General features: G+C 68.3%; 25 protein-coding genes. 13 read left to right on the top strand and 12 right to left on the bottom strand.

The window, feature by feature from the left end:
* Positions 1–40: 40 nt before the first annotated feature.
* Complete coding sequence (locus G6N58_RS20905; RefSeq protein ID WP_068919774.1) at positions 41–1,435, top strand: RNA polymerase sigma factor; 1,395 nt, start codon at positions 41–43, stop codon at positions 1,433–1,435.
* Positions 1,436–1,528: 93 nt separating this feature from the next.
* A complete protein-coding gene (locus tag G6N58_RS20900) occupies positions 1,529–1,918 on the top strand; it encodes a RidA family protein (RefSeq protein WP_115277436.1) in 390 nt (129 codons plus the stop codon).
* On the opposite strand, the gene G6N58_RS20895 is transcribed toward G6N58_RS20900, so the two are convergent.
* Entirely contained in the window at positions 1,876–2,244 is a 369-nt protein-coding gene (locus G6N58_RS20895) for a DUF952 domain-containing protein (RefSeq protein WP_115277437.1), read from the bottom strand. The genes G6N58_RS20900 and G6N58_RS20895 overlap by 43 nt on opposite strands.
* A gap of 123 nt (positions 2,245–2,367) precedes the next feature.
* Here G6N58_RS20895 and G6N58_RS20890 point away from each other — a divergent pair, with 123 nt between their 5' ends.
* Positions 2,368–2,559: a DUF7455 domain-containing protein gene (locus G6N58_RS20890; RefSeq protein ID WP_068916512.1), complete on the top strand. Its 192-nt coding sequence runs from the start codon at positions 2,368–2,370 to the stop codon at positions 2,557–2,559.
* 63 nt (positions 2,560–2,622) lie between these two features.
* A complete protein-coding gene (locus G6N58_RS20885; protein ID WP_083231077.1) occupies positions 2,623–3,597 on the top strand; it encodes a YihY/virulence factor BrkB family protein in 975 nt (324 codons plus the stop codon).
* Between the two features lie 23 nt (positions 3,598–3,620).
* Here the strand turns inward: G6N58_RS20885 and G6N58_RS20880 are convergent, their stop codons facing one another.
* Entirely contained in the window at positions 3,621–3,857 is a 237-nt protein-coding gene (locus tag G6N58_RS20880) for a DUF3039 domain-containing protein (RefSeq protein ID WP_068919773.1), read from the bottom strand.
* Positions 3,858–3,916: 59 nt separating this feature from the next.
* Between G6N58_RS20880 and G6N58_RS20875 the strand changes: the two genes are divergently transcribed.
* The 3 genes from G6N58_RS20875 to G6N58_RS20865 all read left to right on the top strand — a co-directional run bounded on the left by G6N58_RS20875 (position 3,917) and on the right by G6N58_RS20865 (position 6,319).
* On the top strand, positions 3,917–4,351 hold the full coding sequence (locus G6N58_RS20875) for a DUF3099 domain-containing protein (protein WP_068916511.1): 435 nt from the start codon (positions 3,917–3,919) through the stop codon (positions 4,349–4,351).
* A gap of 135 nt (positions 4,352–4,486) precedes the next feature.
* Positions 4,487–5,446, top strand: a complete 960-nt coding sequence (locus G6N58_RS20870; protein ID WP_068916510.1) for a sigma-70 family RNA polymerase sigma factor — start codon at positions 4,487–4,489, stop codon at positions 5,444–5,446.
* A gap of 180 nt (positions 5,447–5,626) precedes the next feature.
* A complete protein-coding gene (locus tag G6N58_RS20865) occupies positions 5,627–6,319 on the top strand; it encodes an iron-dependent transcriptional repressor DtxR (RefSeq protein WP_068916509.1) in 693 nt (230 codons plus the stop codon).
* A gap of 19 nt (positions 6,320–6,338) precedes the next feature.
* Here G6N58_RS20865 and G6N58_RS20860 read toward each other — a convergent pair whose 3' ends face one another.
* Positions 6,339–7,448: a DUF4192 domain-containing protein gene (locus tag G6N58_RS20860; RefSeq protein WP_115277439.1), complete on the bottom strand. Its 1,110-nt coding sequence runs from the start codon at positions 7,446–7,448 to the stop codon at positions 6,339–6,341.
* A gap of 177 nt (positions 7,449–7,625) precedes the next feature.
* Between G6N58_RS20860 and sthA the strand changes: the two genes are divergently transcribed.
* The 4 genes from sthA (at position 7,626) to G6N58_RS20840 (ending at position 12,110) form a co-directional block, all read left to right on the top strand.
* Complete coding sequence (gene sthA / locus G6N58_RS20855) at positions 7,626–9,032, top strand: Si-specific NAD(P)(+) transhydrogenase (protein ID WP_178057585.1); 1,407 nt, start codon at positions 7,626–7,628, stop codon at positions 9,030–9,032.
* A gap of 177 nt (positions 9,033–9,209) precedes the next feature.
* The gene (locus tag G6N58_RS20850; protein WP_115277441.1) at positions 9,210–10,205 is read left to right on the top strand and encodes a proteasome assembly chaperone family protein; all 996 of its coding nucleotides are present in this window, start codon (positions 9,210–9,212) and stop codon (positions 10,203–10,205) included.
* Positions 10,206–10,327: 122 nt separating this feature from the next.
* Positions 10,328–11,350: an alpha/beta fold hydrolase gene (locus G6N58_RS20845; RefSeq protein WP_068916506.1), complete on the top strand. Its 1,023-nt coding sequence runs from the start codon at positions 10,328–10,330 to the stop codon at positions 11,348–11,350.
* A gap of 55 nt (positions 11,351–11,405) precedes the next feature.
* Positions 11,406–12,110, top strand: coding sequence for a PhzF family protein (locus G6N58_RS20840; protein ID WP_115277442.1), 705 nt, complete (start codon positions 11,406–11,408; stop codon positions 12,108–12,110).
* Between the two features lie 4 nt (positions 12,111–12,114).
* Here G6N58_RS20840 and nrdR read toward each other — a convergent pair whose 3' ends face one another.
* Together nrdR and G6N58_RS20830 are read right to left on the bottom strand one after the other, a co-directional pair.
* A complete protein-coding gene (gene nrdR / locus G6N58_RS20835; RefSeq protein WP_068916504.1) occupies positions 12,115–12,579 on the bottom strand; it encodes a transcriptional regulator NrdR in 465 nt (154 codons plus the stop codon).
* 112 nt (positions 12,580–12,691) lie between these two features.
* Positions 12,692–13,171: a LysM peptidoglycan-binding domain-containing protein gene (locus G6N58_RS20830; protein ID WP_115277443.1), complete on the bottom strand. Its 480-nt coding sequence runs from the start codon at positions 13,169–13,171 to the stop codon at positions 12,692–12,694.
* 295 nt (positions 13,172–13,466) lie between these two features.
* On the opposite strand from G6N58_RS20830, the gene lexA reads away from it, so the two are divergent.
* Positions 13,467–14,168 (top strand): transcriptional repressor LexA, encoded by a 702-nt coding sequence (lexA, locus tag G6N58_RS20825; protein WP_068916502.1) that lies wholly within the window; start codon positions 13,467–13,469, stop codon positions 14,166–14,168.
* Positions 14,169–14,201: 33 nt separating this feature from the next.
* Here the strand turns inward: lexA and G6N58_RS20820 are convergent, their stop codons facing one another.
* Both G6N58_RS20820 and G6N58_RS20815 read right to left on the bottom strand, forming a co-directional pair.
* Positions 14,202–16,595 carry a sunset domain-containing protein gene (locus G6N58_RS20820; RefSeq protein WP_147289290.1) on the bottom strand — a complete coding sequence of 798 codons (2,394 nt, stop codon included), beginning with the start codon at positions 16,593–16,595 and terminating at the stop codon, positions 14,202–14,204.
* Positions 16,596–16,772: 177 nt separating this feature from the next.
* Positions 16,773–17,936 (bottom strand): acyl-CoA dehydrogenase family protein, encoded by a 1,164-nt coding sequence (locus G6N58_RS20815; protein ID WP_068916501.1) that lies wholly within the window; start codon positions 17,934–17,936, stop codon positions 16,773–16,775.
* Positions 17,937–18,041: 105 nt separating this feature from the next.
* On the opposite strand from G6N58_RS20815, the gene G6N58_RS20810 reads away from it, so the two are divergent.
* Positions 18,042–20,339, top strand: coding sequence for a molybdopterin guanine dinucleotide-containing S/N-oxide reductase (locus G6N58_RS20810; protein WP_115277445.1), 2,298 nt, complete (start codon positions 18,042–18,044; stop codon positions 20,337–20,339).
* On the opposite strand, the gene hflX is transcribed toward G6N58_RS20810, so the two are convergent.
* Genes hflX through G6N58_RS20785 form a run of 5 tightly spaced genes read right to left on the bottom strand, consistent with a single transcriptional unit; the run spans position 20,336 to position 25,143 of the window.
* Complete coding sequence (hflX, locus tag G6N58_RS20805; protein WP_115277446.1) at positions 20,336–21,736, bottom strand: GTPase HflX; 1,401 nt, start codon at positions 21,734–21,736, stop codon at positions 20,336–20,338. The genes G6N58_RS20810 and hflX overlap by 4 nt on opposite strands.
* A 45-nt stretch (positions 21,737–21,781) precedes the next feature.
* Complete coding sequence (dapF, locus tag G6N58_RS20800; RefSeq protein WP_115277447.1) at positions 21,782–22,672, bottom strand: diaminopimelate epimerase; 891 nt, start codon at positions 22,670–22,672, stop codon at positions 21,782–21,784.
* Between the two features lie 4 nt (positions 22,673–22,676).
* Positions 22,677–23,597 (bottom strand): tRNA (adenosine(37)-N6)-dimethylallyltransferase MiaA, encoded by a 921-nt coding sequence (miaA, locus tag G6N58_RS20795; RefSeq protein WP_115281373.1) that lies wholly within the window; start codon positions 23,595–23,597, stop codon positions 22,677–22,679.
* A complete protein-coding gene (locus G6N58_RS20790; protein WP_115277448.1) occupies positions 23,594–24,262 on the bottom strand; it encodes a class III extradiol ring-cleavage dioxygenase family protein in 669 nt (222 codons plus the stop codon). Before G6N58_RS20790 ends, miaA begins: the two co-directional genes overlap by 4 nt.
* A gap of 11 nt (positions 24,263–24,273) precedes the next feature.
* Positions 24,274–25,143: a DMT family transporter gene (locus G6N58_RS20785; RefSeq protein ID WP_115281374.1), complete on the bottom strand. Its 870-nt coding sequence runs from the start codon at positions 25,141–25,143 to the stop codon at positions 24,274–24,276.
* Positions 25,144–25,333: the final 190 nt, after the last annotated feature.

Raw genomic sequence — 25,333 nt, 5'->3', positions numbered from 1 at the left:
CCCAGAGCCACCGGAAGTCAGCAAGACCGAAAGGGTGTACGTGGCAGCGATCAAAGCAAGCCCGGCAACCGAAGAAGCGGTGGCCACCACCGAAGCTCCCGCCAAGAAGGCACCTGCCAAGCGGGTCACCAAGGCGGCCAAAGCACCGGCCAAGCGCGCAGCCAAGAAGGCTGACGGCGCGCCGGCGCGGGGTCGCCCCAAGAAAGCCGCCCCCGGTGCGGCCGACGCCGAGGCCACGGACGGCGAGGACATCGAGGCACTCGACGACGACCTCGAAGCCGAGCCGGGCGAGGATCTCGAGGACGTCGAAATCGACGACATCGAGGACGAGGCCGAAGACGAGGCGGACCCCGAAGAGGCCGAAGCCGAAGGAACCACCGACACCAAGAAGCCCGCCGCCGGTGACGAGGATATCGCCGAGCCGTCGGAGAAGGACAAGGCTTCCGGCGACTTCGTCTGGGACGAAGAAGAGTCCGAGGCGCTGCGCCAGGCCCGCAAGGACGCCGAGCTCACCGCATCGGCGGACTCGGTGCGCGCCTACCTCAAGCAGATCGGCAAGGTCGCGCTGCTCAACGCCGAGGAAGAGGTGGAACTCGCCAAGCGCATCGAGGCTGGGCTGTACGCCACCCAGCTCATGGCCGAGCTGTCGGACAAGGGCGAGAAGCTGCCCGCCGCACAGCGCCGCGACATGATGTGGATCTGCCGCGACGGCGACCGGGCCAAGAACCACCTGCTCGAAGCCAACCTGCGTCTGGTGGTGTCGCTGGCCAAGCGCTACACCGGTCGCGGCATGGCCTTCCTGGACCTCATCCAGGAGGGCAACCTGGGCCTGATCCGCGCGGTCGAGAAGTTCGACTACACCAAGGGCTACAAGTTCTCCACCTACGCCACGTGGTGGATCCGCCAGGCCATCACCCGCGCCATGGCCGATCAGGCCCGCACCATCCGAATCCCGGTGCACATGGTCGAGGTGATCAACAAGCTGGGCCGCATCCAGCGTGAGCTGCTGCAGGATCTGGGCCGTGAGCCCACGCCCGAAGAGCTGGCCAAGGAAATGGACATCACGCCGGAGAAGGTGCTGGAGATCCAGCAGTATGCGCGTGAGCCCATCTCGCTGGACCAGACCATCGGCGACGAGGGCGACAGCCAGCTCGGTGACTTCATCGAGGACTCCGAGGCCGTGGTGGCCGTGGACGCGGTGAGCTTCACCTTGCTGCAGGACCAGTTGCAGTCGGTACTCGAGACGCTGTCCGAGCGCGAGGCCGGGGTGGTTCGGTTGCGCTTCGGCCTGACCGACGGTCAGCCCCGCACGCTCGACGAGATCGGCCAGGTCTACGGGGTGACCCGTGAGCGGATCCGCCAGATCGAGTCCAAGACCATGAGCAAGCTGCGCCACCCCAGCCGTTCGCAGGTGCTGCGCGACTACCTGGACTAGACGTCGGAAACCATTGACAGCGGCGGTGATTCGACGAATCGCCGCCGCTGTCGCTGTGTAACCCCGCTGTCGCCCGATACACGTGGAGGAGCCATGCGTCAGACCGTCTCGTCCGGCGCCGAGTGGGAGGCCGTGGTGGGGTATTCCCGCGCGGTGCGCACAGGTCCCTTCGTCGCGGTGTCAGGAACCACCGGAACGGGCCCTGACATCGCCGCTCAGGCCCTCGATGCGCTGCGCCGCATCGAGGTGGCGCTGCAGCAGTGCGGCGCCCAGCGCGCCGACGTGGTGCGCACCCGCATGTACGTCACCGACATCTCCCGCTGGCCGGAGGTGGCCCCGGTGCACGCGGAGTTCTTCGCCGGTGTCGCGCCGGCGGCCACCATGGTGGAGGTGAGCGCTCTGATCGCCCCGGAGTTGCTGATCGAAATCGAGGCCGACGCCTACGTCGACGACGGGCCCGCAGGCCTGAACAACCCGTCCTGACCTGGCCGGTAAGCGGTGATACTTCTCACAGCCGCGATGGGTATGGGTCCGTACAGATGTGGGAACAACATGCCGTCCGGATCGTCGGCGACGCCGGGCTCCCACCGCAGCGGGGCCGCCAATCGATCTTCGGACAGGTACAGCAGTACCAGATCGGTCCGCCCGCCGAACAGCCGATTGGCGGGCAGGTATACCTGCTCAGGGGTCGAAAGATGAACGAAACCAACCTCGGCCAGTGACGGGGGCCGGTATTCGGCACCTGAGGAGGCCGCCGCCCAATCGTCGGCGCCGAGCAGATGTACGAGTTCGCCAGAACTGGTCGTCATTGCTCAAGCCTGCCGCAGGAAACGATTCCCGGGTGAGACACGACACACCGGTGAACACCTCGGGAACAAGGCCGGAACCGAAAACGTCTGAGACAGTAGAAACCACGCGAGAACGGAGGAGCCATGAACGCAACTCTGACCAGTCCCGAGTTGACCCGGGCTGATCGTTGCGACCGCTGCGGCGCTGCCGCACGGGTCCGCGCGAAGTTGCCGTCGGGGGCCGTGCTGCTCTTCTGCCAGCACCACGCGAACGAGCACGAGGCCAAGCTGGTCGAGCTGGCCGCAGTGATCGAGGTCAGCTCCGCCGAGCTGTAACCCGCGGCGCGCCGGGCCGCGGTTGGGCATTCCCCACCGCGGTCAGGGATGCTGGACATCGACATGAGTGACCAGCGCCCCAAGCCTTCCCGCCATCACGTCTGGCACATCACCAAGCGCACGCTCTCCAAGGCGTGGGACGACTCGATCTTCTCGGAGTCCGCTCAGGCGGGGTTCTGGTCGGTGCTGTCTCTGCCACCGCTGCTGCTGGGGATGCTGGGAAGTCTGGCCTACATCGCCCCACTGTTCGGGCCGGACACCTTGGCGACCATCGAGGGTCAGCTGATCTCGACCGCCAACAGTTTCTTCTCGGCCAACATCGTCGAAGAGATCATCGAACCCACCATCCGCGACATCGTGCAGGGTGCGCGCGGCGAGGTGGTCTCTCTGGGCTTCGTGATCTCGCTGTGGGCGGGGTCGTCGGCCATCTCGGCGTGGGTGGATTCGGTGGTCGAGGCGCACGATCAGACACCGCTACGCCATCCGGTGCGCCAGCGCTTCTACGCGCTGGGCCTGTATGTCGCGGGTCTGGTGCTGGTGATCGTTTCCGCGCCGTTCCTGGCGCTGGGGCCGCGCAAGGTGGCCGAGTACATCCCCGACAGCTGGGACAACGTCCTGCAGTACGGCTACTACCCCGTGTTGATCATCAGCCTCTTGATCCTGGTCACGGTGTTGTACCGGCTGTCGCTGCCCGAACCGCTGCCCACCCATCGGCTGATGATCGGGGCTGCCCTGGCGACAGCTTTCTTCCTGGTCGCCACCGGTGGGCTGCGGATCTACCTGAGCTCGATCACCAAGACCGGTTACACCTACGGGGCGCTGGCCACCCCGATCGCATTCCTGCTGTTCGCGTTCTTTCTCGGCTTCGCGATCATGATCGGCGCCGAACTCAACGCCGCGATCCAGGAGGAGTGGCCCGCCCCCGACACGCACGCCAACCGGGTGCGGTTCTGGTGGAAGCAACGGCGGGCCGAGCCCGCCCCCGCCGCGAGCGCGCCGAACGCGAGCACCGAGGGTTCGATGGATCTACCCGCCTGACCCGCCCGTCGGCGGGTCGATCGTCACTTCTTGAGTTGCTCGTAGATGCGCTTGCAATCCGGGCACACCGGGGAGCCGGGTTTGGCCGACCGGGTGACCGGGAACACCTCGCCGCACAGCGCGACGACGTGGGTGCCCATCACTGCGCTCTCGGCGATCTTTTCTTTCTTGACGTAATGGAAGAACTTGGGCCGATCGTCGTCGGTACCGTCATCGGTCCGTTCGTCGGCGTCGGTGCGTTCGAGGGTGTCGGTCTGCATGGGCACCATTCTGCCGAGAAAATGACGGTCGACAAACCCATGGCGCCGGGCGGCCCCAGCTGTGCCACAGTAGAGGTATGAAGCACAGCCAGCAGCTGGGTTTCGACGACGAAGGTCGCCCGGTACTCATCACCCACGCTGCTCCTCCCTACGAGGAGGAACACCGCCAGCGCGTCCGAAAATATTTGACGATCATGTCATTTCGCATTCCGGCCCTACTGCTGGCCGCGGCCGCGTACGGAATCTGGGAAAACGGTTGGCTCTCACTGCTTATCGTCGCGGTGTCGATTCCGCTGCCGTGGATCGCAGTCCTGATCGCCAATGACCGGCCGCCGCGACGCCGGGAGGAACCGCGCCGCTTCGACCGCGATCAGCGTCGGATTCCGTTGTTCCCCACCGCCGAGCGGCCCGCCCTCGAACCGGGAACGGCCCCAGCGGATCCCGGCGCCAACCCGCCACGAGACGCCGAGAACGCCCACATGAGGGACTTCTAGTTCGTTTCTCAGAGCATTCTCAGGTCGGGCGCGCATTTGCGCACGTCAGCCGGTGTGAACCCGTACACCCGTGGGAACTCTTCTCTCCAATCAGGCGTTGAACCATCAAGAAGTTCGAGCCACTAGGAGGCCGATATGGCACATGCCACCGCGACCCGCATCGACGGCGATCTCGACGCCCAGAGCCCTGCCGCAGACCTCGTGCGGGTGTACCTCAACGGCATCGGGAAGACGGCCTTGCTCAACGCCGCCGACGAGGTGGAGCTGGCCAAGCGCATCGAGGCCGGCCTCTACGCGCAGCATCTGCTGGAAACCCGGAAGCGCCTCGGCGAGAACCGCAGACGCGATCTGGCGGCAGTGGCCCGCGATGGTCAAGCGGCCCGCAGCCATCTGCTGGAGGCCAACCTGCGCCTGGTCGTGTCGCTGGCCAAGCGGTACACCGGCCGCGGGATGCCGCTGCTGGACCTGATCCAGGAGGGCAACCTCGGGCTGATTCGGGCGATGGAAAAGTTCGACTACACCAAGGGTTTCAAGTTCTCCACCTACGCCACGTGGTGGATCCGGCAGGCCATCACCCGCGGCATGGCGGACCAGAGCCGCACCATACGGCTGCCCGTCCACCTCGTCGAGCAGGTGAACAAGCTGGCCCGCATCAAGCGTGAGATGCACCAGAACCTGGGTCGCGAGGCCACCGACGAAGAACTGGCCGAAGAGAGCGGTATCCCCGTCGAGAAGATCAACGATCTGCTGGAGCACAGCCGTGACCCAGTGTCGCTGGACATGCCGGTGGGCACCGACGAGGAAGCGCCGCTGGGCGATTTCATCGAGGACTCCGAGGCGCTGTCGGCGGAGAACGCCGTCATCGCCGAACTGCTGCACACCGACATCCGCAGCGTGCTCTCCACGCTCGACGAGCGCGAGCATCAGGTGATCCGGTTGCGGTTCGGTCTCGACGACGGTCAGCCGCGCACCCTGGATCAGATCGGCAAGTTGTTCGGGTTGTCGCGCGAACGCGTGCGTCAGATCGAGCGTGAGGTGATGGCCAAGCTGCGCCACGGGGAGCGCGCCGACCGGCTGCGTTCCTACGCCAGCTGACCCTGGATTCCGGCGGCCCGGTCCGCCGGTGCGAGAGTGTGCCCGCCGCGTCCCCGCCCGGCGGGCACACTGCTGTCCGGTCACTGCTGCCGACTACCATTGCGCCTGCTCGCCGCGCCGCGCCAGAGCGTCCCATCGCCGCAGCTGGCCAAGTAGACTCGTCGCCGACGGAGGTACCACATGAACGACCTGGTCGACACCACTGAGATGTACTTGCGGACCATCTACGACCTCGAGGAGGAGGGTGTGGTCCCGCTGCGCGCACGCATTGCCGAGCGCCTCGAGCAGAGCGGCCCCACCGTCAGCCAGACCGTGTCCCGGATGGAACGCGACGGCTTGCTGCACGTCGCCGGTGACCGGCACCTGGAGCTCACCGAGACCGGCCGTGCCCTGGCCATCGCCGTGATGCGCAAGCACCGGCTGGCCGAGCGGCTGCTGGTCGACGTGATCGGCCTGCCCTGGGAAGAAGTGCACGCCGAGGCCTGCCGCTGGGAACACGTGATGAGCGAGGACGTCGAGCGCCGGCTGGTGGCGGTGCTGGACAACCCCACCGTCTCCCCGTTCGGCAACCCCATCCCCGGACTGGCCGAGCTCGGTATCGGCGGCGAGCTGGAAGCCGAGGAGCAGAACCTGGTGCGGCTGACCGAACTGCCTGCGGGCTCGCCGGTGGCCGTCGTGGTGCGGCAATTGACCGAGCACGTCCAGGGCGATGTCGGACTGATCGGCCGCCTCAAGGAGGCCGGCGTGGTGCCGAATGCCCGCGTGACGGTCGAGACCAACCCGCACGGTGGCGTCACCATCGTGATTCCCGGCCACGAGCAGGTCGAGTTGCCGCACGAGATGGCCCACGCCGTGAAGGTCGAGAAGGTCTGAGCCACCCGGACACGGGCGCTCACCCGGCCTGCCGACCGCGCTCGAGGCGGGTCGGCAGGACCACGCCGAGACTGTCGGCCAACCGGTATGCCGTGGTTGCCAGTGCCCGGATCTGCAGCGGCGTCATGCCGTTGCGCAGAGCTTCGTCCAGCAGAGCCGCCATCCGGTGGCCGGGGTCGATCCGCAACGCCGCCTCCAGCGACAGGCCGGCCAGCGGTCCGTCACTGCGGGCATACGCGCAGTAGGCCAACTGCACCAGGGCCTCCACCCGCAGGTGCCGCGGCAGCAGCCGCGCCAGGGTGGACCACAACGTCTCGGCCGCCGCCGCACACTCCCCCACCGCCAGGCCGTAAAGAGTGTCCCGTGCCCGCACCTCCGTCAACCCCAGAGCGGTCACCGCGATCTCCGCGTCGGTCAACGTTTCGCCTGCGGCCACGCGGCCGGCCGCGGCCAGGGTGTCCTCTACGGCGCGGCGGGCCCGCTCGTCACGATTCTGTGCGTCATCTGCGTGGTGGCGCTGCCCGGCCTCCAGCGCGCTGACAGCGGCTGCGACGCTGCGGCTGCGGTCGCTGTCGTCGGCGGCGATCAGGTTCTCCAACTCGGCCCGGCTGCTGTAGAGCCTGCGTCCGTCCAGCACCGCCGCCACGGTCACCGGAGAGGTGTCCGGATCATCGACCAGACCGCGAGCACCACAACCGTCGGCACAGTGCCAGCGCCCGCCGACCGCCACGACGTCCACCACGTGAGCGGCCCACAGGGGGATGTCGTGGTGGTCGAGTTCGTCGGCCAGCGCTGCACACAGCCGGCGGTGGCGGTCGCCGCAGCAGGGACACAACGCCCCGGAGCGGTCGACGATCACGGCAATCACGGCGTCCGGCTGGGCGGCGGCAGCCACGGACACCAGTTCGTCGAGTCGCTCGGCCGGCTCCGGCTCCAGATCCACTCGCAGCACGGCGCCGATCTGCCCCCGGTCCAGTGACACCAGGATCAGTGAATCGGCCGGGACGAACCCGAGCAGGGCGGGCAACGCGGCGATCAGAGCTCCAGGCCGGTTCAGGGTGAGGTCGCCAGCGCCGTCGAGGTGCGAGCGGTCGAACGGTGGGTGCGGTTCCGGGTGCGCTGATGTCATGCCCCGACGCTGGCAAGCGGCACCGTCAGCCGTGTGCGTCGCAGCGACCGTCGCGGGCCCGCCTGTGGATGAAGTACCGATTGTGGATGACTGCTCTGCAGTCATTGTTCACGCGGTATTGACACGCTCGGCATACACACGATGGGTGACCGGCGTAAACAGCTAGCCATGGGTTCGATGCAGGAGTACGACCTGGTGGTCATCGGTTCGGGTCCCGGCGGGCAGAAGGCCGCGATCGCCGCGGCGAAACTCGGCAAGTCGGTGGCGGTGGTCGAACGGGGCCGCATGCTCGGCGGCGTGTGCGTCAACACCGGCACCATCCCGTCGAAGACGCTGCGCGAGGCCGTCGTCTACCTCACCGGCATGAGCCAGCGCGAACTGTACGGCGCCAGTTACCGGGTCAAGGAGAAGATCACCCCCGCCGATCTGCTGGCCCGCACCCAGCACGTGATCGGCAAGGAGATCGATGTGGTGCGCAACCAGTTGATGCGCAACCGGATCGAGCTGTACACCGGGCACGCCCGCTTCGTCGACCCGCACACCATCAGCGTCGAGGATCCCTCTCGAGCTGAACGCGTCACGGTCAGCGGCCACCACGTCGTCATCGCCACGGGCACGAAGCCGGCCCGGCCGGCCGGTGTGGAGTTCGACGAGCAACGGGTGCTCGACTCCGACGGCATCCTGGATCTGAAGTTCATTCCGACGTCGATGGTGGTGGTGGGTGCCGGTGTCATCGGCATCGAGTACGCGTCGATGTTCGCGGCCCTGGGCACCAAGGTCACCGTGGTCGAAAAGCGCGCCAACATGCTGGAGTTCTGCGACCCCGAGATCATCGAAGCGCTGAAATTCCACTTACGCGACCTGGCTGTCACCTTCCGATTCGGCGAGGAGGTGACAGCGGTGGACGTCGGCGCCTCCGGCACGGTCACCACGCTGGCCAGCGGCAAGCAGATCCCCGCCGAGACGGTGATGTACTCCGCGGGCCGCCAGGGCCAGACCGACCATCTGGACCTCGACAACGCCGGCCTGGAGGCCGACAACCGCGGCCGGATTTTCGTCGACGACAACTATCAGACCAAGGTCGACCACATCTACGCCGTCGGCGATGTCATCGGTTTCCCGGCTCTGGCGGCCACCTCGATGGACCAGGGCCGGCTGGCTGCCTACCACGCGTTCGACGAACCCGCCCACGCCATGACCGAGCTCCAGCCCATCGGGATCTACTCCATTCCCGAGGTCTCCTACGTCGGCGCCACCGAGGTGGACCTGACCAAGGACGCCATTCCGTACGAGGTCGGTGTCTCCCGTTATCGCGAACTGGCCCGCGGCCAGATCGCCGGCGACTCCTACGGCATGCTGAAACTGCTGGTCTCCACCGAGGACCTCACGCTGCTGGGTGTCCACATCTTCGGCACCAACGCCACCGAGATGGTGCACATCGGCCAGGCCGTGATGGGCTGCGGCGGCACCGTCGAGTACCTCGTCGACGCGGTCTTCAACTATCCGACGTTCTCGGAGGCCTACAAGGTCGCGGCGCTGGATGTGATGAACAAGCTGCGGGCCCTGCACGAATTCCGGCGCTGACACCTGTCTGCTGCGGCCCGGCCTGGGTACTCCTGTGTACGCGCAGGAATGCCGGCCGCCCCACCCGACGTTCGATGTGACGGCGGGGCTGCCGCCACGCAGACGCGGGGCTGAGAGAAAATGGGCGGGACACGACGTACACCGCGTGTCCTGCGCAGCACGAGGAGGCGAGAACAGATGGCTCACACCGACGATCCCGGACAGGACTCGGACCGCGCCTACCGGCCGGAGGAGAGCGGAATGTACGAGCTGGAATTCCCGGCTCCTCAACTGTCGTCTGCCGACGGCCGCGGACCGGTGCTGGTGCACGCCCTCGAAGGCTTCTCCGATGCCGGGCACGCCATCAAACTGGCCGCCGACCACCTGCGTGAGTCGCTGGACACCGAACTGGTGGCGTCTTTCGCCATCGACGAGTTGCTGGACTACCGGTCACGGCGACCTCTGATGACGTTCAAGACCGACCACTTCACCCACTACGAGACCCCCGAGCTGAACCTCTACGCCCTGCACGACAGCGTGGGCACCCCGTTCCTGCTGCTCGCCGGCCTGGAGCCCGACCTGAAGTGGGAGCGGTTCATCACCGCGGTGCGGTTGCTGGCCGAGCGTCTCGGGGTGCGCCGGACCATCGGGTTGGGCGCCATCCCCATGGCGGTGCCCCACACCCGCCCGGTCACGATGACCGCGCACGCCAACAACAAGGAACTCATCGCCGATCACACGCCGTGGGTGGGCGAGGTGCAGGTTCCGGGCAGCGTCTCCAATCTGCTGGAGTACCGGCTGGCCCAGCACGGCCACGAGGTCATGGGATTCACCGTGCACGTGCCGCACTACCTGGCGCAGACCGCCTACCCCGAAGCCGCGAAGGCGCTGGTCGAGCAGGTGGCGAAGTCCAGCTCGCTGCAGCTTCCCACCGAACGCCTGACCGAAGCCGCCGCGGAGATCCGCATCAAGATCGACGAGCAGGTCGAGGGCAGCAGCGAGGTCGCCCAGGTGGTGACCGCGCTCGAGCGACAGTACGATGCATTCGTCGACGCACAGGAGAACCGCTCTCTGCTCGCCAGGGACGAGGACCTCCCCAGCGGCGATGAACTCGGAGCGGAGTTCGAGCGTTTCCTGGCCCAACAGGCCGGTGACCCGTCTGCGGACCCGTTTGGAGACGACGAGAACAGCTGAGTCGCCGGTGCGGGTCAGCTGACGGTATCCGCCTCGGTACCGCCGCCACGGGGCCCGACGACGAAGTTGGCGTACATGACCCACTCTCCAGTTCGGTGCCCGGGCCGTGATTCGGTGACCGTATGAGCGAGCGCAAACCCAACCTGCGGTCCGTCCGCGAGGTCACCCCGACGCTCGACTTCCGCACCATCCACGGCTACCGGCGGGCGTTCCGCATCGCCGGTTCCGGCCCGGCGCTGCTGCTGATCCACGGTATCGGCGACAACTCGACCACCTGGGCCAGCGTGCAGGCCAAGCTGGCGCAGCGGTTCACCGTGATCGCCCCGGACCTGCTGGGTCACGGGCAGTCAGACAAACCGCGCGCCGACTATTCGGTGGCCGCCTACGCCAACGGGATGCGCGACCTGCTGGGTGTGCTGGACATCGAGAGGGTGACCGTCGTGGGGCACTCCCTCGGTGGCGGCGTGGCCATGCAGTTCGCCTACCAGTTCCCGCAATTGGTGGAACGCCTGATTCTGGTGGGGGCAGGCGGTGTCACCCACGACGTCAACATTGCCCTGCGGGCGGCGTCCCTGCCGTTGGGCGGGGAAGCGCTGGCGCTGCTGCGGTTGCCTCTGGTGCTGCCCGCTGTGCAGGTGGCGGGCAAGGTGGCCGGCAGCCTGCTCGGGAACACCTCCCTGGGCCGTGAGCTGCCCCATGTGCTGCGCATCCTGCGGGACCTGCCCGAACCGACCGCCTCATCGGCGTTCACCCGGACCTTGCGCGCCGTGGTCGACTGGCGTGGCCAGGTGGTGACCATGCTGGACCGGTGTTACCTCACCGAAAGTGTTCCGGTGCAACTGATCTGGGGCGACCGCGATGTGGTGATCCCGGTCAGTCACGCACGGATGGCACACGCCGCGATGCCCGGCTCTGAGTTGGAGATCTTTGCCGGGTCAGGCCACTTTCCGTTCCACGACGACCCCGATCGTTTCGTCGAGGTGGTGCAGCGCTTCATCGACACCACCGAACCCGCCGAATACGACCAGGCTGCGCTACGCCAGCTGCTGCGCGACGGGGTGCGCGAGCGCTCCATCTCCGGCACCGTCGATACCAGGGTGGCCGTACTGGACGCGATGGGGCACGACGAGCGCAGCGCCACCTGACACCGTCGGCGGACTCGCTGAAAACACCCCCGCCTGCGCCACGTAGAGTCGGTACATGGGTATCGACGTGACTGTGCTGCGGGTGTTCACCGACGCTGCGGGCAATTACGGAAACCCCCTGGGAGTAGCGCTCGCCGATGCCGTACCCCCGGGGCAACGCCAGCAGCTGGCCAACGAATTGGGTTACAGCGAAACAATATTCGTCGATCCGCCGAAGGCGGACAGCAGTTCCGCCCACGTCCGGATCTACACGCCGGTCACCGAACTGCCCTTTGCCGGCCACCCGACCGTGGGCGCGGCGTGGTGGCTGCGCGAGCAGGGCACCGCGGTGCACACCCTGCAGGTGCCGGCCGGGGTGGTGCAGGTGACCTACGGTGTCGACACTGACGACGGGCTGACCGGAATCAGCGCTCGCGCCGAATGGGCACCTGAGTTCCTCATCCACCAGCTCGCGTCAGTCGAGGCGTTGGCCGACGCCGACCCCGCGGACTACTCCGATGACGTGGAGCACTATCTGTGGACATGGATCGACGAAGATGCCGGGGCGTTGAGGTCGCGAATGTTCGCCAACAACTTGGGAATCGCCGAGGACGAGGCCACCGGCGCTGCCGCGGTGCGGATCACCGAACATCTGAGCCGCGACCTGGACATCACGCAGGGCAAGGGATCTCAGATCCGAACCCGCTGGTCCCCCACCGGCTGGGTGCAGGTCGCAGGACGCGTGGTCGACGATGGCCCTCGCACGGTGCACCTGCCCTGACCGGTCAGCCGGACGCGGACACCCGGCGGTGCTCGCGCAGAGCGCGGATCTCCTGCTCGAAATCATCCGCCGACGAGAACGAGCGGTACACCGACGCGAATCGTAGGTAAGCAACCTCATCGAGGTCCCGCAGTGGGCCGAGGATGGCCAGACCGACCTCGTTGCTGGGAACCTCGGGCGACCCCGCCGCCCTGATGGTGTCCTCGACCTGCTGCGCCAACAGATTCAGGGCGTCGTCGTCGACCTGACGGCCCTGGCACGCCCGGCGCACTCCGCGCATCACCTTCTCGCGGGAGAAGGGCTCGGTGACACCGCTGCGCTTGACCACCGCCAGCACCGCCGTCTCGACGGTGGTGAACCGGCGTCCGCACTCCGGGCACGAGCGGCGCCTCCGAATGGCTTGACCCTCATCGGTTTCGCGGGAATCCACCACACGCGAATCCGGATGCCGGCAGAAAGGACAGTGCATTACCGCTCCTTCGCCGTATTCGACACGTGTTACCCCCGCCTCAGAGAGTACCTGCGCCGCGCACGCGCCAGCCACCGCCATGGCAGTGGCCGCAGCCATCAGACCCATGGTCTCAGCCGACGGGGGCGATCAGCGTCTGCCCGGCGTTCACCGCTGCGCCCTCGAGGCGGTTGAGCTCACGGATCTGCTGCACCGTCTCACCGATGGGGGCCTCCGGCGCGATGCGGGCGGCCACAGTCTGCAATGTCTCCCCGGACTGCACCTGCACGACGGCCAACTTGGCCGGCGCCGGTGCCGAGCCACCCTGGATGGCCTGGCCGAACTCCGCCACCGCACCTAGCCACACCGTGATCATGGCGGCCAGCAGAGCCAGACCGACCGTGGTGACCGGCGTGATGGCGCGGGCGCGGCGGTGTGGCGCCCGCGAGACGCGCACCCCGGTGCCGCGCTGCCGCAGCGCAGCACCGGACGGGCGGATCTCGGCAGGGCGCCGACGGGCCTGCTCACCGGCGGGGCGGTACCGCAGCGTGGTGGGATCACCGACGGGAGCGGGCTGGGGCAGACGCGGGGGCAGGGTCGAGGTGATGGTCATGGCGGATCCTTTCGAATGTGGGACGTGATGACGTGAGCGGCCGGGACGGGTGTGACGAGGGCGGTCGAGCTGGTCCATGTTCGCTCCTGTGTTCGAATTTACTCGATCACACGTTCGAAGGAAAAGCCTGAATCCGAACATGTGATCGATCTGTTGCCGAACGATAAACCGGCCCACCGACAAAAAAGTTCGCCTCATCCGCCTCAGCAGTCACGCCGGGATGCACGGCAGCGATCGGCGACACGCCTCGAACACATGTTTGATTCTGGTGGCTCTGGCGATTACATTCGGTGCCATGGGTGACAGCACGGACACAGGCTCAGACGCGCAGGACGGCTGGCGCGGCACTTCTCCAGACCCGTCGTTGACCGAACGGCAACGCACCATCCTCGAGGTCATCCGCACCTCGGTGACCACCAGGGGTTATCCCCCCAGCATCCGCGAGATCGGCGATGCGGTCGGTCTGACGTCCACCTCCTCGGTGGCGCATCAGCTGCGCACCCTGGAGCGCAAGGGCTACCTGCGGCGCGACCCCAACCGGCCCCGCGCCGTCGACGTCCGGGGAGCCGACGATGCGGCGGCGGCGGTCGTCACCGATGTGGCGGGTTCGGATGCGCTGCCGGAGCCCACGTTCGTCCCGGTGCTCGGCCGCATCGCCGCAGGTGGTCCCATCCTGGCCGAACAGGCCGTGGAGGACGTCTTCCCGCTCCCCCGCGAACTCGTGGGTGAGGGCTCGCTGTTTTTGCTCAAGGTCGTCGGCGAGTCGATGGTGGACGCTGCCATCTGCGACGGTGACTGGGTGGTGGTCCGACAACAGAACGTGGCCGACAACGGCGATATCGTCGCAGCGATGATCGACGGTGAAGCCACGGTGAAGACCTTCAAACGCACCAGCGGTCAGGTGTGGCTGATGCCCCACAACCCCGCGTTCGACCCGATTCCGGGCAACGATGCCGCGATCCTGGGCAAAGTCGTCACGGTCATCCGCAAGATCTGACCCGGCCTCGGCCGGGTCAGATCTTGCGGCCGATCACTCCGCTTTGGTGAACCCGTTGGCCTCGGCCAATTCCTCGCTGGCGAACCATATCTCGGCCACCGTCACCTCGTAGGAGTCCGAGCCTGGTGGGTGATAAGTACCGGTGCGCATGCTGCCTTTGACGGGATAGCCCTCGGGCGCCTCGTCGGGATCCTCCAGCGGAAGATGGATGGCCGGGGGTGCCGACGAGAAGCCCGTGGGGGAGGCCGCACCTGCGCCCAGTTCCTCGGGCTGCGCGTAATCCTGAGGGTCGTAGGCGGATTCGGCGCCGTGGTCCGATTCCGAATGGTCGTACCCCGGATGGCCGTAGTGCTCCGGCTGCGGGGTCTCCTCGACGGGCTCGGTGTAGTCGGACTCCGGGTAATCCGGGTAATCGGTCTGCCCATGGTCGTACTGCTGGTGCTCGCTCTGCTCATGGTCTCCGCCATAGGCCCGCGGATCGTGCTCGGCCAGGGGCCCGTCGGCAGGCGGTGGCGGGGCGCCGTACACCGGTGCGAACAACGAGTTCGACGCCGGCGGTTCGTAATCCGCGTCGGTCAACCACGGCGGCCGGGAGTCCTCGGCGGGCACGGCGGCGTGCCGGCCGGAGGGTGCGTCGGGATCGGACTGCACCCGGGTGGGCGCGGTATCCACATCGTCGGGATCCTGCTCGTCCACCTCGGCGTCGAGGTCGTCACCTTCGTGGGCGCCGTGATGGGTGAACAGCGCCGGCCCGCTCACCGGTTCAGCGCCGGATTCCGACGGGACGTCAGCGCCGGACCAGGGCGTCGCACCGGGCTCGCGTTTGGCCCAGGGCGGCTGCGCGGCGAGATACGCGGTGTCGTCGGAATCGTGGTCCGCGGGAGTCGACGGACCGCTGGTCTGCGCCGATGGTGCCGTGGCCCACAGGCCCCGGTCCGCGTCGTCGCGCGTGTCCCCCGAATCGGCGAGGCCACCCCGCTCGAACTCGCTCCGCTCGAACTCAGTCGGCTCGAACTCGCTCCGGTCATCACCGGGCATCGGACCGTAGCCACCCGTCTGATCAACCGCGGGGCCACCGGCGCCGCGGCGTCGCGCCACCAGGAAGCCGGCCAGCGCCAGCACCAACACCACCGCCACCCCGAGAATCGCCCACGGGTACCAGTTCTGCCCGCCGGACTCGGCGTCGGATTCGTCCTGCGCCGACGGCTGCGCCGAGGTGGCGCTGGGCGCGGGCTGCTGCGCCAACTCGAGACCCGAGAGCCGCTCGGCCAGCTCCGGGGGCTGGGTGCTGAACGTGTTGTTCGAGCTGTTGTAGGTGACCTGGCCACCGCTGAAGTTCTGCGTGATGGTGTCGTCGCCGGTCTGATCGGCGATCGGTACACCCAGATCACCGCCGCTGCCACCGAGTTCGTCCCACGCTGCTTTCATCGGGCCCCGGACGATCACCGCACCGTGTTCAGGTGTCCATACGATGGCCGGTTCGCCCTCGGCGCCGAACGTGCTGACGCGGCTGCCCGGGATGTCACCGTCGGCTTCGTTGGTGACGGGAAAACCGAGCTCCCCGGTGGGCCCGCCCGCCTCTTCGTACTTCTCCAGGATGGTGCCGCTGACGATGTGCGCGCCGGTGTCGGGCGAGTAGAAGATCTTGCCGCCGTTGAAGTCCTGGCCGGCCCCGCCGTCGCCCACTGCGTACTGGTCGCCGGTCTTGGCGCCCAACTGCCCGGTGGGGCCACCGGCCACCCGCCAGGCCACGTTGATCGCGCTGGTGGCGTCGTCGGGCAGCGGCAGATCCGCGAGCTGTCCGGCGAGTTCGGGCGGTGTGGTGGTGAACGTCTTGGCGGCGGTGTCGTAACTGATCTGTCCGCCGGCGAAGGTCTGGGAAATCGTTTCGCCGCTGTACGTTTCATCGCCGGTCGGGACACCGAGGGGCCCGGACGAGCCGCCCAGGCGGTCCCAGGCCGCGTTGATGATCCCGCGCACCACCCATGCCCCCGTCGCGGGGGTCCAGAAGATCACCGCACCCTCGGGCGAGTCGAACGTGACGTTGCGGCTCTCCGGCGCGCGGCCGGGACCCTCGTCGATGTTGGGGAAGCCCAGGCCGCTGTCGGCGGGCCCCCCGACGGCGCGGTACTTGTCCAGGATGGCGCCGAACATGGACCGGGCCCCGGTGCCCGGCGAGAAGAAGATCGCGCCGCTGGCGAAGTCCTGTCCGAAGCCCGCACCCGCCGGGTACACCCCGCCCACCTTGGGACCCAGCGGTGAGGTGTCGCCGCCGGCGGCCACCCAGGCCGCATCGATGGCGGCGACAGCATCTCCTTGAGGGTCGGCGTGCGCGACCGGAGCCGACGGCACCACGAAGGCAACTGCGGTACACATCACCGCCAGAACTCCGAAGGCCCATCGCAATGGGTTCCGCTGCGTTCTCATGCCCACTCCCCGCGTTTACCGGCCGGTGCCCGAAAAGCCAATTCCGTCAACTCACGGACAATAGCCGAGCACAATATGGCCATATCGCCGTCATTTCGACGACAATACCCACCTCATACCGAATTCACGTGCAGGCCGGATGCGTTTTGCGCGCATGATGTTGTGCTATTGGGGGGCTCAGACCCCGAGACTGCGACCCACGATCTCTTTCATGATCTCGGTGGTCCCGCCGTAGATGGTCTGCACGCGTGCATCGAGAAATGCGCGCGCGACGGTGTATTCACGCATGTAGCCGTAACCGCCGTGCAATTGCAGGCACCGGTCGACCAGACGCACCTGCGCTTCGGTGGTCCACCACTTGGCCATGGCGGCCTGTTCGGCGGTCAACTTCTCATCGAGGTGGAGCCGGATGAACTCGTCGACCATGATCCGCACCGCGGTGGCCTCGGTGGCCAGCTCGGCCAGGGTGAACCGGCTGTTCTGGAAGCTGCCGATCGGTTTGCCGAAAGCCTTGCGCTCCTTGGTGTATTGAATGGTCTCGTCGAGCACCGCCTCCATCGCTGCGGCTGCCATGACGGCGATGTTGAGCCGCTCCTGCGGCAGGTTCTGCATCAAATAGATGAAACCCATGCCCTCGTCGCCGAGGAGATTCTCCGCGGGCACTTTCACATCGGTGAACGACAGTTCCGCGGTGTCCTGGGCATCCAGGCCGATCTTGTCGAGGTGACGCCCGCGCTCGAAGCCTTCCATCCCCCGCTCGACAACCAGCAGCGAGAAGCCCTGCGCACCCTTGTCGGGGTCGGTCTGCGCGACGACGATCACCAGGTCGGAGTGAATACCGTTGGTGATGAACGTCTTCGAGCCGTTGAGCACCCAGCTGCCGTCGTCCTGCTTGACCGCGCGGGTCTTGATGCCCTGCAGGTCGCTGCCCGTGCCGGGTTCGGTCATGGCGATCGCGGTGATCAGCTCGCCGCTGCAGAAACCCGGCAGCCAGCGCTGACGCTGCTCCTCGGTGGCCAGGCGCAGCAGGTAGGGCGCCACCACGTCGTTGTGCAGCCCGAAACCGATCCCGCTGTAGCGCCCCGCCGTGGTCTCCTCGGTCAGGATGCAGTTGTAGCGGAAGTCGTCGTTGCCGCCGCCGCCGTACTCCTCGGGCACGGCCATGCCCAGGAAGCCTTGCTTGCCGGCCTCCAGCCACACGTTGCGGTCGACGATCTTGTCCTTCTCCCACTTCTCGTGGTGCGGGGCGACGTGGCGCTCCAGGAAGGAACGGTAGGACTCGCGGAACAGTTCGTGCTCCGGCTCGAACAGCGTGCGCTGGTACTTGACGGCACTACCCATGATGAGACCTCCGGGGATTTCGACAATACGTCTTGCCACTGACGATATACCAACCGGGTGGTTGGTCGGCAAATGCGGTCGGCTCCCACCTCGTAAACTCCCCGCATGTCCGGCTCCGGCCTCACCCACTGGGGCGCTTTCCACGCACAGGTCGCCGATGGTGACATCACCGCCGTACAGGCCCCGGCGGGCGACGTGGACCCCTCCCCGCTACTCGGCAATCTGCCGGGGTCACTGCGTCACCGTGCCCGGATCGCCGGTCCCGCGGTGCGCCGGGGCTGGCTCGACGACGGCCCCGGGCCCACCGACCGGCGGGGGGCCGACGACTTCGTCGCGGTCTCCTGGGCCGAACTGACCGACCTGCTGGCCGACGAACTGCGCCGGGTCGTCGACACCCACGGCAACGAGGCCATCTACGGCGGCTCCTACGGCTGGGCCAGCGCCGGGCGGTTCCACCACGCCCAGAGCCAGGTGCACCGGTTCCTCAAACTGCTCGGCGGCTACACGTCGTCGCGGCACTCCTACAGCCTGGGCGCCACCGGGGTGATCATGCCGCGGGTGGTCGGCACGCACGACGACCTGTTCAAGCGGTCCACCAGTTGGGACGTCATCGCCGAGCACACCGACCTGATGGTGTGCTTCGGCGGCATCGCGATGAAGAACACCGCCGTCAATCACGGTGGTACCACTGCACATCCGGCGCGGGACGCCCTGAACCGGCTGCGGGCGCGCGGCGGGCGCATCGTCTCGTTCTCCCCGCTGCGTGACGACGTCGACGGCGATTGCACCTGGCTGCCCTCGGTACCGGGCACCGACGTGGCCATCATGCTCGCGCTGGGCCATGTCCTGGCGCAGGAGAACCTGGCCGACCGGGATTTCCTGGCAACCTACTGCGTCGGGTACCCCCGATTCGAGCGCTACCTGCTGGGCCTCGACGACGGGGTGCCCAAGTCACCGGAGTGGGCGGCCCCGATCTGCGGTCTGCCCGCGGACACGCTGCGCACGCTGGCCCGGCAGATGGCCGCCGGGCGCACCATCGTGACGGTCAGCTGGTCACTGCAGCGCACCGAGCACGGCGAGCAGGCACCCTGGATGGGGCTCACGCTGGCCGCGATGCTCGGCCAGATCGGGCTCACCGGAGCCGGTTTCGGCCACGGCTACGGCTCCATGAACGAACCGGGCCTACCGCCCATCCGCTGCCGCCTGCCGGTGCTGCCCCAGGGCGTCAACCCGGTGCAGACGTTCATTCCGGTCGCCGCCGTCAGCGACATGCTGCTGCATCCCGGCGAGCGGTTCGAGTTCAACGGGTTGACGCTGACCTACCCCGACATTCGCTGCGTGTACTGGGCCGGCGGCAACCCGTTCCACCACCATCAGAACCTGCCCCGGCTGCGGCGCGCTCTGGCCCGGGTGGACACCGTGGTGGTGCACGACCCGTACTGGACCGCGATGGCCAAGCACGCCGACATCGTGGTGCCGTCCACCACCGCCTACGAGCGCAACGACTTCTCCGGTTCCCGCAACGACCCCGTGTTCATGGCCATGCCTGCCCTGGCGACACCGTTTGCGAACTCCCGCAACGACTATGAGACGTTCGCCGCGCTGGCCGAGAGCCTGGGCTTCGGCGAGCAGTTCACCGAGGGCCGCACCGAGCGGCAGTGGCTGGCACATCTGTACGACGGGTGGGCGCGCACTCTCGATTTCACCGTGCCCACCTTCGAGGACTTCTGGTCGGCCGGATCGCTGCGGCTCCCGGTCGAGGAGGGCCTGACCCTGTTGGCGGATTTCCGCGCCGATCCCGACACGTACCGCCTGGGCACCCCGAGCGGGCGCATCGAGATCTTCTCCGACACCATCGCCGACTTCGGTTACGACGACTGTGCCGGGCACCCCACGTGGTTTGCCCCCCAGGAGTGGCTGGGCGGCCCGCGCGCCCAGCGCTACCCGCTACACCTGATCGCCAACCAACCCGCGACCCGGCTGCACAGCCAACTCGACACCGGGGCCACCAGCCAGGGCTCGAAAATTCAAGGCCGCGAACCCATCCGGATGAACCCGCGCGACGCCGCCGCACGCGGGCTGAGCCACGGCGATGTGGTGCGGGTGTTCAACGACCGCGGCAGCTGCCTGGCCGGGGTGGTGGTGGATGCGGCGGTGCGTCCCGAGGTGGTGCAGCTGCCGACCGGCGCCTGGTACGACCCGCTGGATCCGGCGGACCCCGACAGCATGTGCGTGCACGGCAACCCCAATGTGCTGACCACCGATATCGGCACCTCGACGCTGGCGCGCGGGAGCACCGGGGCCCACGTGCTGGTCCAGGTGGAGAAGTTCAGCGGCACCCTGCCGCCGGTCCGGGCACACGAGCCCCCGACGCTGATAGCCGCATCTCCTCCGGCTGGCTAGTGCGTCGCGAACTGCCGTAGCCCGGCCGCCAGTCCGGCGGGCACGAATCCTTTGATCCTGGTGCCGGATTCGGTGTGCTCGGCAGCGTCCACCCGGCCGTCGCTGTGCACTCTGGCCACCAGATCGCCGCGGTCATAGGGGATGGTGACGTCCACCGCGACGTCGGTGGGCTCCACCAGCTCCGCCATCCGCTGCCGCAGCCGGTCCAGGCCGTCGCCGGTGTGCGCGGAGACGAACACCGCCTCGGGCAGGGCGCGACGCAGCTGCGCCAGCGCCAGATCACCGGCGGCATCGATCTTGTTGACCACCAACAGCTCCGGTGGCCGAGCACCGTTGCGATCGGTCACCACGTCGTTGATCACCTGACGCACTGCGCTGATCTGGGCCAGCGGAAAGGCATCGGAACCGTCGACCACATGCACCAGCAGATCCGCGCCCACCACTTCTTCGAGCGTGGACTGGAACGCCTCGACCAGCTGCGTGGGCAGGTGCCGCACGAAACCCACCGTGTCGGTGAGCACGAAGGGCCGCCCGTCGTCGAACTCGCCGCGCCGGGTGGTGGGTTCCAAGGTGGCGAACAGGGCGTTCTCCACCAGCACACCGGCACCGGTCAAGGCGTTGAGCAGGCTGGACTTACCCGCGTTGGTGTACCCGACGATGGCCAGTTGCGCGACGTCGCTGCGCACGCGCCCACTGCGCTGGGTGTCGCGGATCTTCTTCATGTCCCGGATCTCGCGACGCAGCTTGGCCATCCGCTCACGGATGCGGCGGCGGTCGGTCTCGATCTTTGTCTCACCGGGGCCGCGGGTACCCACACCGCCGCCGGCACCGCCGGCGCGGCCACCGGCCTGGCGGGACATCGACTCACCCCAGCCGCGCAGCCGGGGCAGCATGTACTCCATCTGGGCCAGCGACACCTGGGCCTTGCCCTCGCGGCTGGTGGCGTGCTGGGCGAAGATGTCCAGGATCAGGGCGGTGCGGTCGATCACCTTGACCTTGACGGCCTTCTCCAGCGCGTTCAGCTGCGCGGGTGAGAGCTCACCGTCGCAGATCACGGTGTCGGCGCCGGTGGCGATCACCACCTCGCGCAGCTCCTGGGCCTTGCCGGAGCCGATGTAGGTGGACGGGTCGGGTTTGTCGCGACGCTGGATGAGGCCTTCGAGGACCTCGGATCCGGCGGTTTCGGCCAAGGCGGCCAGTTCGGCCAGGCTGGCGTCGGCGTCGGCGGCACTGCCGTCGGTCCACACACCCACCAGCACCACCCGCTCCAGACGGAGCTGGCGGTATTCGACCTCGGAGACGTCGGTGAGCTCGGTCGACAGACCGTGCACGCGGCGCAGGGCCGCACGGTCGTCGAGGGCGAGTTCGCCGGTACTGGGGAATCGGGGCTGAGTCATAGGCGAATACACATTCGCACGGAGATCACTGTTCATGCACCCCGATTAACGTTGTGCGCTGCCTTTCGGTTCCACAGAGTTCCACCATTCCGGCGACAATTTGCCGCGGGCGACCAGTTCGGACGGTCCGCGCAGGTAGCTGGTGGCCTCGGTGACCGTGACCTCGACCGCACCGCCGGGCACCCGGACGGTCAGGGCCCCGGTCTGCTCCCCCAGATGCTGCAACGCGACCACCGTGGCGGCGACGGTGCCGGTGCCGCAGGAACGGGTCTCGCCCACGCCGCGTTCGTGTACCCGCATGCTCACGGCGCCACCGACCGGCGCGGTCAGCACCTCGATGTTGACGCCCTCGGGGAACTGGGTGCGGTCGAACTCGACGGGGGCGCCGACGTCGAGGGCGGCCAGCCCGCCCTCGTCGAGCTCCGGATCGACACAGGCCAGATGCGGGTTGCCGACGTCGACGGCCAGCCCGCGGAGCCGGCGCCCACCGACCACAGCGGTGCCCGCGCCGAACTGACCGGCCTTGCCCATCTCGACGGTGACGTCGGCATGCAGATCTCCGGTCTCATGGATCACCACCGGGCGGGCACCCGCCAGCGAGCCCACCACGAACTCGTCGCGGGACTCCAGACCCGATGCCCGCAGGTAGTGGCTGAACACCCGAACTCCGTTGCCGCACATCTGGGCCCGGGAGCCGTCGGCGTTGCGGTAGTCCATGAACCAGTCGCCCTCGGCCACCCCTTCGGGCAGCCGCTCCAGCACACCGGCCCCCAGCAGCGCCCCGGCGGTCGCCACCCGCAGCACACCGTCCGCGCCGAGGCCCCGCCGGCGATCGCACAGCGCCGCCACCGCGGCGGGTGCCAGCGTCAGGCGTGCCTCGAGGTCGGGCAACAGCAGGAAGTCGTTCTGCGTCCCGTGTCCTTTGGCAAACTCCACGGGTTCAGGATACGGCCCGCCACAACCGCAGCACCGCGGCCGCATTGTCGTCGGCCGCGCCGTCGAGCCAGTGGACGCGGTGATCGCGGCGGAACCACGACCGCTGCCGTCGTACATAGCGCCGGGTCCCGATGAACGTCAGCTCACGGGCCTGGGCCAGGGCCCGGTCGTCACCGCCGGCGTCCAGCGCGGCGAGCACCTGCGCGTATCCCAGGGCGCGGGCGGCGGTCACCCCGTCACGCAACCCCGCGCGCAGCAGCCGCTGCACCTCCTCGACCAGGCCCCCGTCGAACATGGCGTCGGTGCGCTGCTGCAGCCGGGGATCCAGGTGTGCGGTGTCGCGGTCCACTCCGATGATCAGCGTGTCCCAGCGGGGTGCGCCGATGCTGGGCGCCGAGGCCGCGAACGGCCGGCCGGTCAGCTCGACGACCTCGAGCGCGCGGACGATCCGCCTGCCGTCGGTGGGCAGGATGGCCGCGGCGGCCGCCGGATCCCGGCGGCCCAGCTCGGTGTGCAGCGCCGCGACCCCGACCTCGGCCAGTCGTTGTTCCCAGCGCGCCCGCACGTCGGGGTCGGTGGCCGGGAACACCCACTCGTCGAGCAGCGACTGGATGTAGAGCATGGATCCGCCGACGATCACCGGGACCGCGGCGCGCCCGGCGATGGCCTCGACATCGGCGGCGGCGGCCTGCTGGTAGCGGGCCACCGTCGCGGTTTCGGTGACGTCGAGGACGTCGAGCTGGTGGTGCGGGATGCCGCGTCGCTGCGCCACAGTCAGCTTGGCGGTGCCGATGTCCATCCCGCGGTAGAACTGCATGGCGTCGGCGTTGACCACCTCGCCGCCGACCCGCTCGGCGAGCTGCAGCGCCAGATCCGACTTGCCGGTGCCGGTGGGTCCGATGACGGCGATCGGCCGCTGCGTCACGGCCGCCACACGCACACGGTGTAACCCACCCCGAACGGGAAGCCACGGTAGAGCTCGTCGACCGCGGCTGGCGTCGGCAGGAGTCCGGAGAGCACCGCATAGGCGGCCCGCCCCACCACCGCCTCGGGCAGTGCCGCCAACGCCGGGCCGTCACCGGCGGCCAGCGCCTCGTCGAGGGCGGACTGCACCGCCACCGACGACGGGTCGTGCCCGCCGGGCGCGCCCGGGGTCAGGGTGTGGCAGCCGTCGGCCACCACCAGCACACCCACCGGATCGGCGGTGGCATCGAGCTCGGTGCGCAAGGCCCGGCCCAGCTGCGAGGCGCTCCGGGGGTCGGTGACGGTGTGCACCCGCGCGTGGGCAGCGGGTCGCACGTGGGCGCGCACCCACCCGGTGATCAACGCGCACAGCGGCAGCGGTGCCACGGGACCCGCGTCCGGGCCCAGGCTGACGGGGACGTCCACGCCGTACCCGGCGAAGGTTCCCGCGGCCTCAGGTCCCCACACCCGGTTCTCGGTGCCCACGCCCACTGCCACCCAGCGGTCGGGCAACCCGGAGGCGGCGGTCAACACGGCCTCGCGCAGGTCGGCGACCTCGGCGGCGCCGCGGGACAGTTCGGGAACCAGCACGGGTGCAGACGGAATGATCGCGGCGGCCACCAACACGGGAGACCAGGCTAGCCGGGAGCGGTCGAGGATGCGGCAGCCTCACCCCGGGCCAGCATGGCCGTCGACACCACCATGATCGCCACGGCCGCGATCAGCACGAACAGGCCCAGCTCCCCCGGGTGCAGGGTTTCGCCGAGCACCACGATGCCCAGCACGGAGGCCACCACCGGCTCGGTGACGGTCATCGTGGGCAGCGACGCGGTGAGCGCACCCGCGCGGAACGACGACTGCTGCCAGGCGGTGCCGGCGATCCCGACGGCAGCCCACAGGTACAGCTCGGGAGAACGCAGCAGTGCCACGACGCCGTCGCCGAGCAGATCCACCACGCCTTTGAGCAGCACCGCGAACAGTCCCCACAGCGCCCCGGAGACCATGGCCAGCAGTACCGCGCTGATCGATCCCGACCAGATGCGGGACCCGATGACGGCGGCCACCAGCAGCGGACCCAGGACCGCGGCCACCAGCGCCCAGGTCTGCATGGTCGCCCGCGACTGCCCTTCGGTCGGGTTGCCGACGGTCACGATCACCGCCACCGACGCCGCCAGCAGCGCCGCCCAGGTCCACTCCCAGCGGCTGACCCGGCGGTGCGACGCGCGGGCACTGATCGGCAGTGCGAACAGCAGCGAAGTCACCAGCAGGGCCTGCACCAGCAGCACCGAGCCCAACCCCAGGGCGGCCGCCTGCAGCACGAATCCGACCGCCGCCACCACGCTGCCCAGCCACCAGGCACGGTCTTTGAGCAGTCGCAGGAACAGCCCGACGTGGCTGACCTTCTCCTCGGTGACCTCGTGCGCGGAGCGTTGGTGGATGACGTCGCCGATGGCGATGAACAGGGCGGCTCCGAGGGCGAAGAGGGCGGCGAGATCCGCCTTGCCCATGACCACGACCTCCCCTGTTGTGGCGCGCAACACGAACGTAGCGGTATCTGCGAGCCCGACCTGCTTGAATACCTTCAACGGAACAGTAGTAGCGTCCCGCCGAAGCCGGGCGAGCAGGCCGATGGCGAGATGGTGACCGATCAGGACAGGCGCCGCGGTGCGCGGCAGGGCGTGGGGAGACCCACGTGAC

The organism is Mycolicibacterium tokaiense (assembly GCF_010725885.1).
Lineage (GTDB): Bacteria > Actinomycetota > Actinomycetes > Mycobacteriales > Mycobacteriaceae > Mycobacterium > Mycobacterium tokaiense.
This window is presented reverse-complemented; position numbering and strand designations above follow the sequence as displayed.

Coding starts and splice junctions, on each gene's coding strand:
- G6N58_RS20900 (WP_115277436.1), top strand. CDS start 1,529: ATGCGTCAGACCGTCTCGTCCGGCGCCGAGTGGGAGGCCGTGGTGGGG.
- G6N58_RS20895 (WP_115277437.1), bottom strand. CDS start 2,244: ATGACGACCAGTTCTGGCGAACTCGTACATCTGCTCGGCGCCGACGAT.
- G6N58_RS20890 (WP_068916512.1), top strand. CDS start 2,368: ATGAACGCAACTCTGACCAGTCCCGAGTTGACCCGGGCTGATCGTTGC.
- G6N58_RS20885 (WP_083231077.1), top strand. CDS start 2,623: ATGAGTGACCAGCGCCCCAAGCCTTCCCGCCATCACGTCTGGCACATC.
- G6N58_RS20880 (WP_068919773.1), bottom strand. CDS start 3,857: ATGCAGACCGACACCCTCGAACGCACCGACGCCGACGAACGGACCGAT.
- G6N58_RS20870 (WP_068916510.1), top strand. CDS start 4,487: ATGGCACATGCCACCGCGACCCGCATCGACGGCGATCTCGACGCCCAG.
- G6N58_RS20865 (WP_068916509.1), top strand. CDS start 5,627: ATGAACGACCTGGTCGACACCACTGAGATGTACTTGCGGACCATCTAC.
- G6N58_RS20860 (WP_115277439.1), bottom strand. CDS start 7,448: ATGACATCAGCGCACCCGGAACCGCACCCACCGTTCGACCGCTCGCAC.
- sthA (WP_178057585.1), top strand. CDS start 7,626: ATGCAGGAGTACGACCTGGTGGTCATCGGTTCGGGTCCCGGCGGGCAG.
- G6N58_RS20850 (WP_115277441.1), top strand. CDS start 9,210: ATGGCTCACACCGACGATCCCGGACAGGACTCGGACCGCGCCTACCGG.
- G6N58_RS20845 (WP_068916506.1), top strand. CDS start 10,328: ATGAGCGAGCGCAAACCCAACCTGCGGTCCGTCCGCGAGGTCACCCCG.
- G6N58_RS20840 (WP_115277442.1), top strand. CDS start 11,406: ATGGGTATCGACGTGACTGTGCTGCGGGTGTTCACCGACGCTGCGGGC.
- nrdR (WP_068916504.1), bottom strand. CDS start 12,579: ATGCACTGTCCTTTCTGCCGGCATCCGGATTCGCGTGTGGTGGATTCC.
- G6N58_RS20830 (WP_115277443.1), bottom strand. CDS start 13,171: ATGACCATCACCTCGACCCTGCCCCCGCGTCTGCCCCAGCCCGCTCCC.
- lexA (WP_068916502.1), top strand. CDS start 13,467: ATGGGTGACAGCACGGACACAGGCTCAGACGCGCAGGACGGCTGGCGC.
- G6N58_RS20820 (WP_147289290.1), bottom strand. CDS start 16,595: ATGAGAACGCAGCGGAACCCATTGCGATGGGCCTTCGGAGTTCTGGCG.
- G6N58_RS20815 (WP_068916501.1), bottom strand. CDS start 17,936: ATGGGTAGTGCCGTCAAGTACCAGCGCACGCTGTTCGAGCCGGAGCAC.
- G6N58_RS20810 (WP_115277445.1), top strand. CDS start 18,042: ATGTCCGGCTCCGGCCTCACCCACTGGGGCGCTTTCCACGCACAGGTC.
- hflX (WP_115277446.1), bottom strand. CDS start 21,736: ATGACTCAGCCCCGATTCCCCAGTACCGGCGAACTCGCCCTCGACGAC.
- G6N58_RS20785 (WP_115281374.1), bottom strand. CDS start 25,143: ATGGGCAAGGCGGATCTCGCCGCCCTCTTCGCCCTCGGAGCCGCCCTG.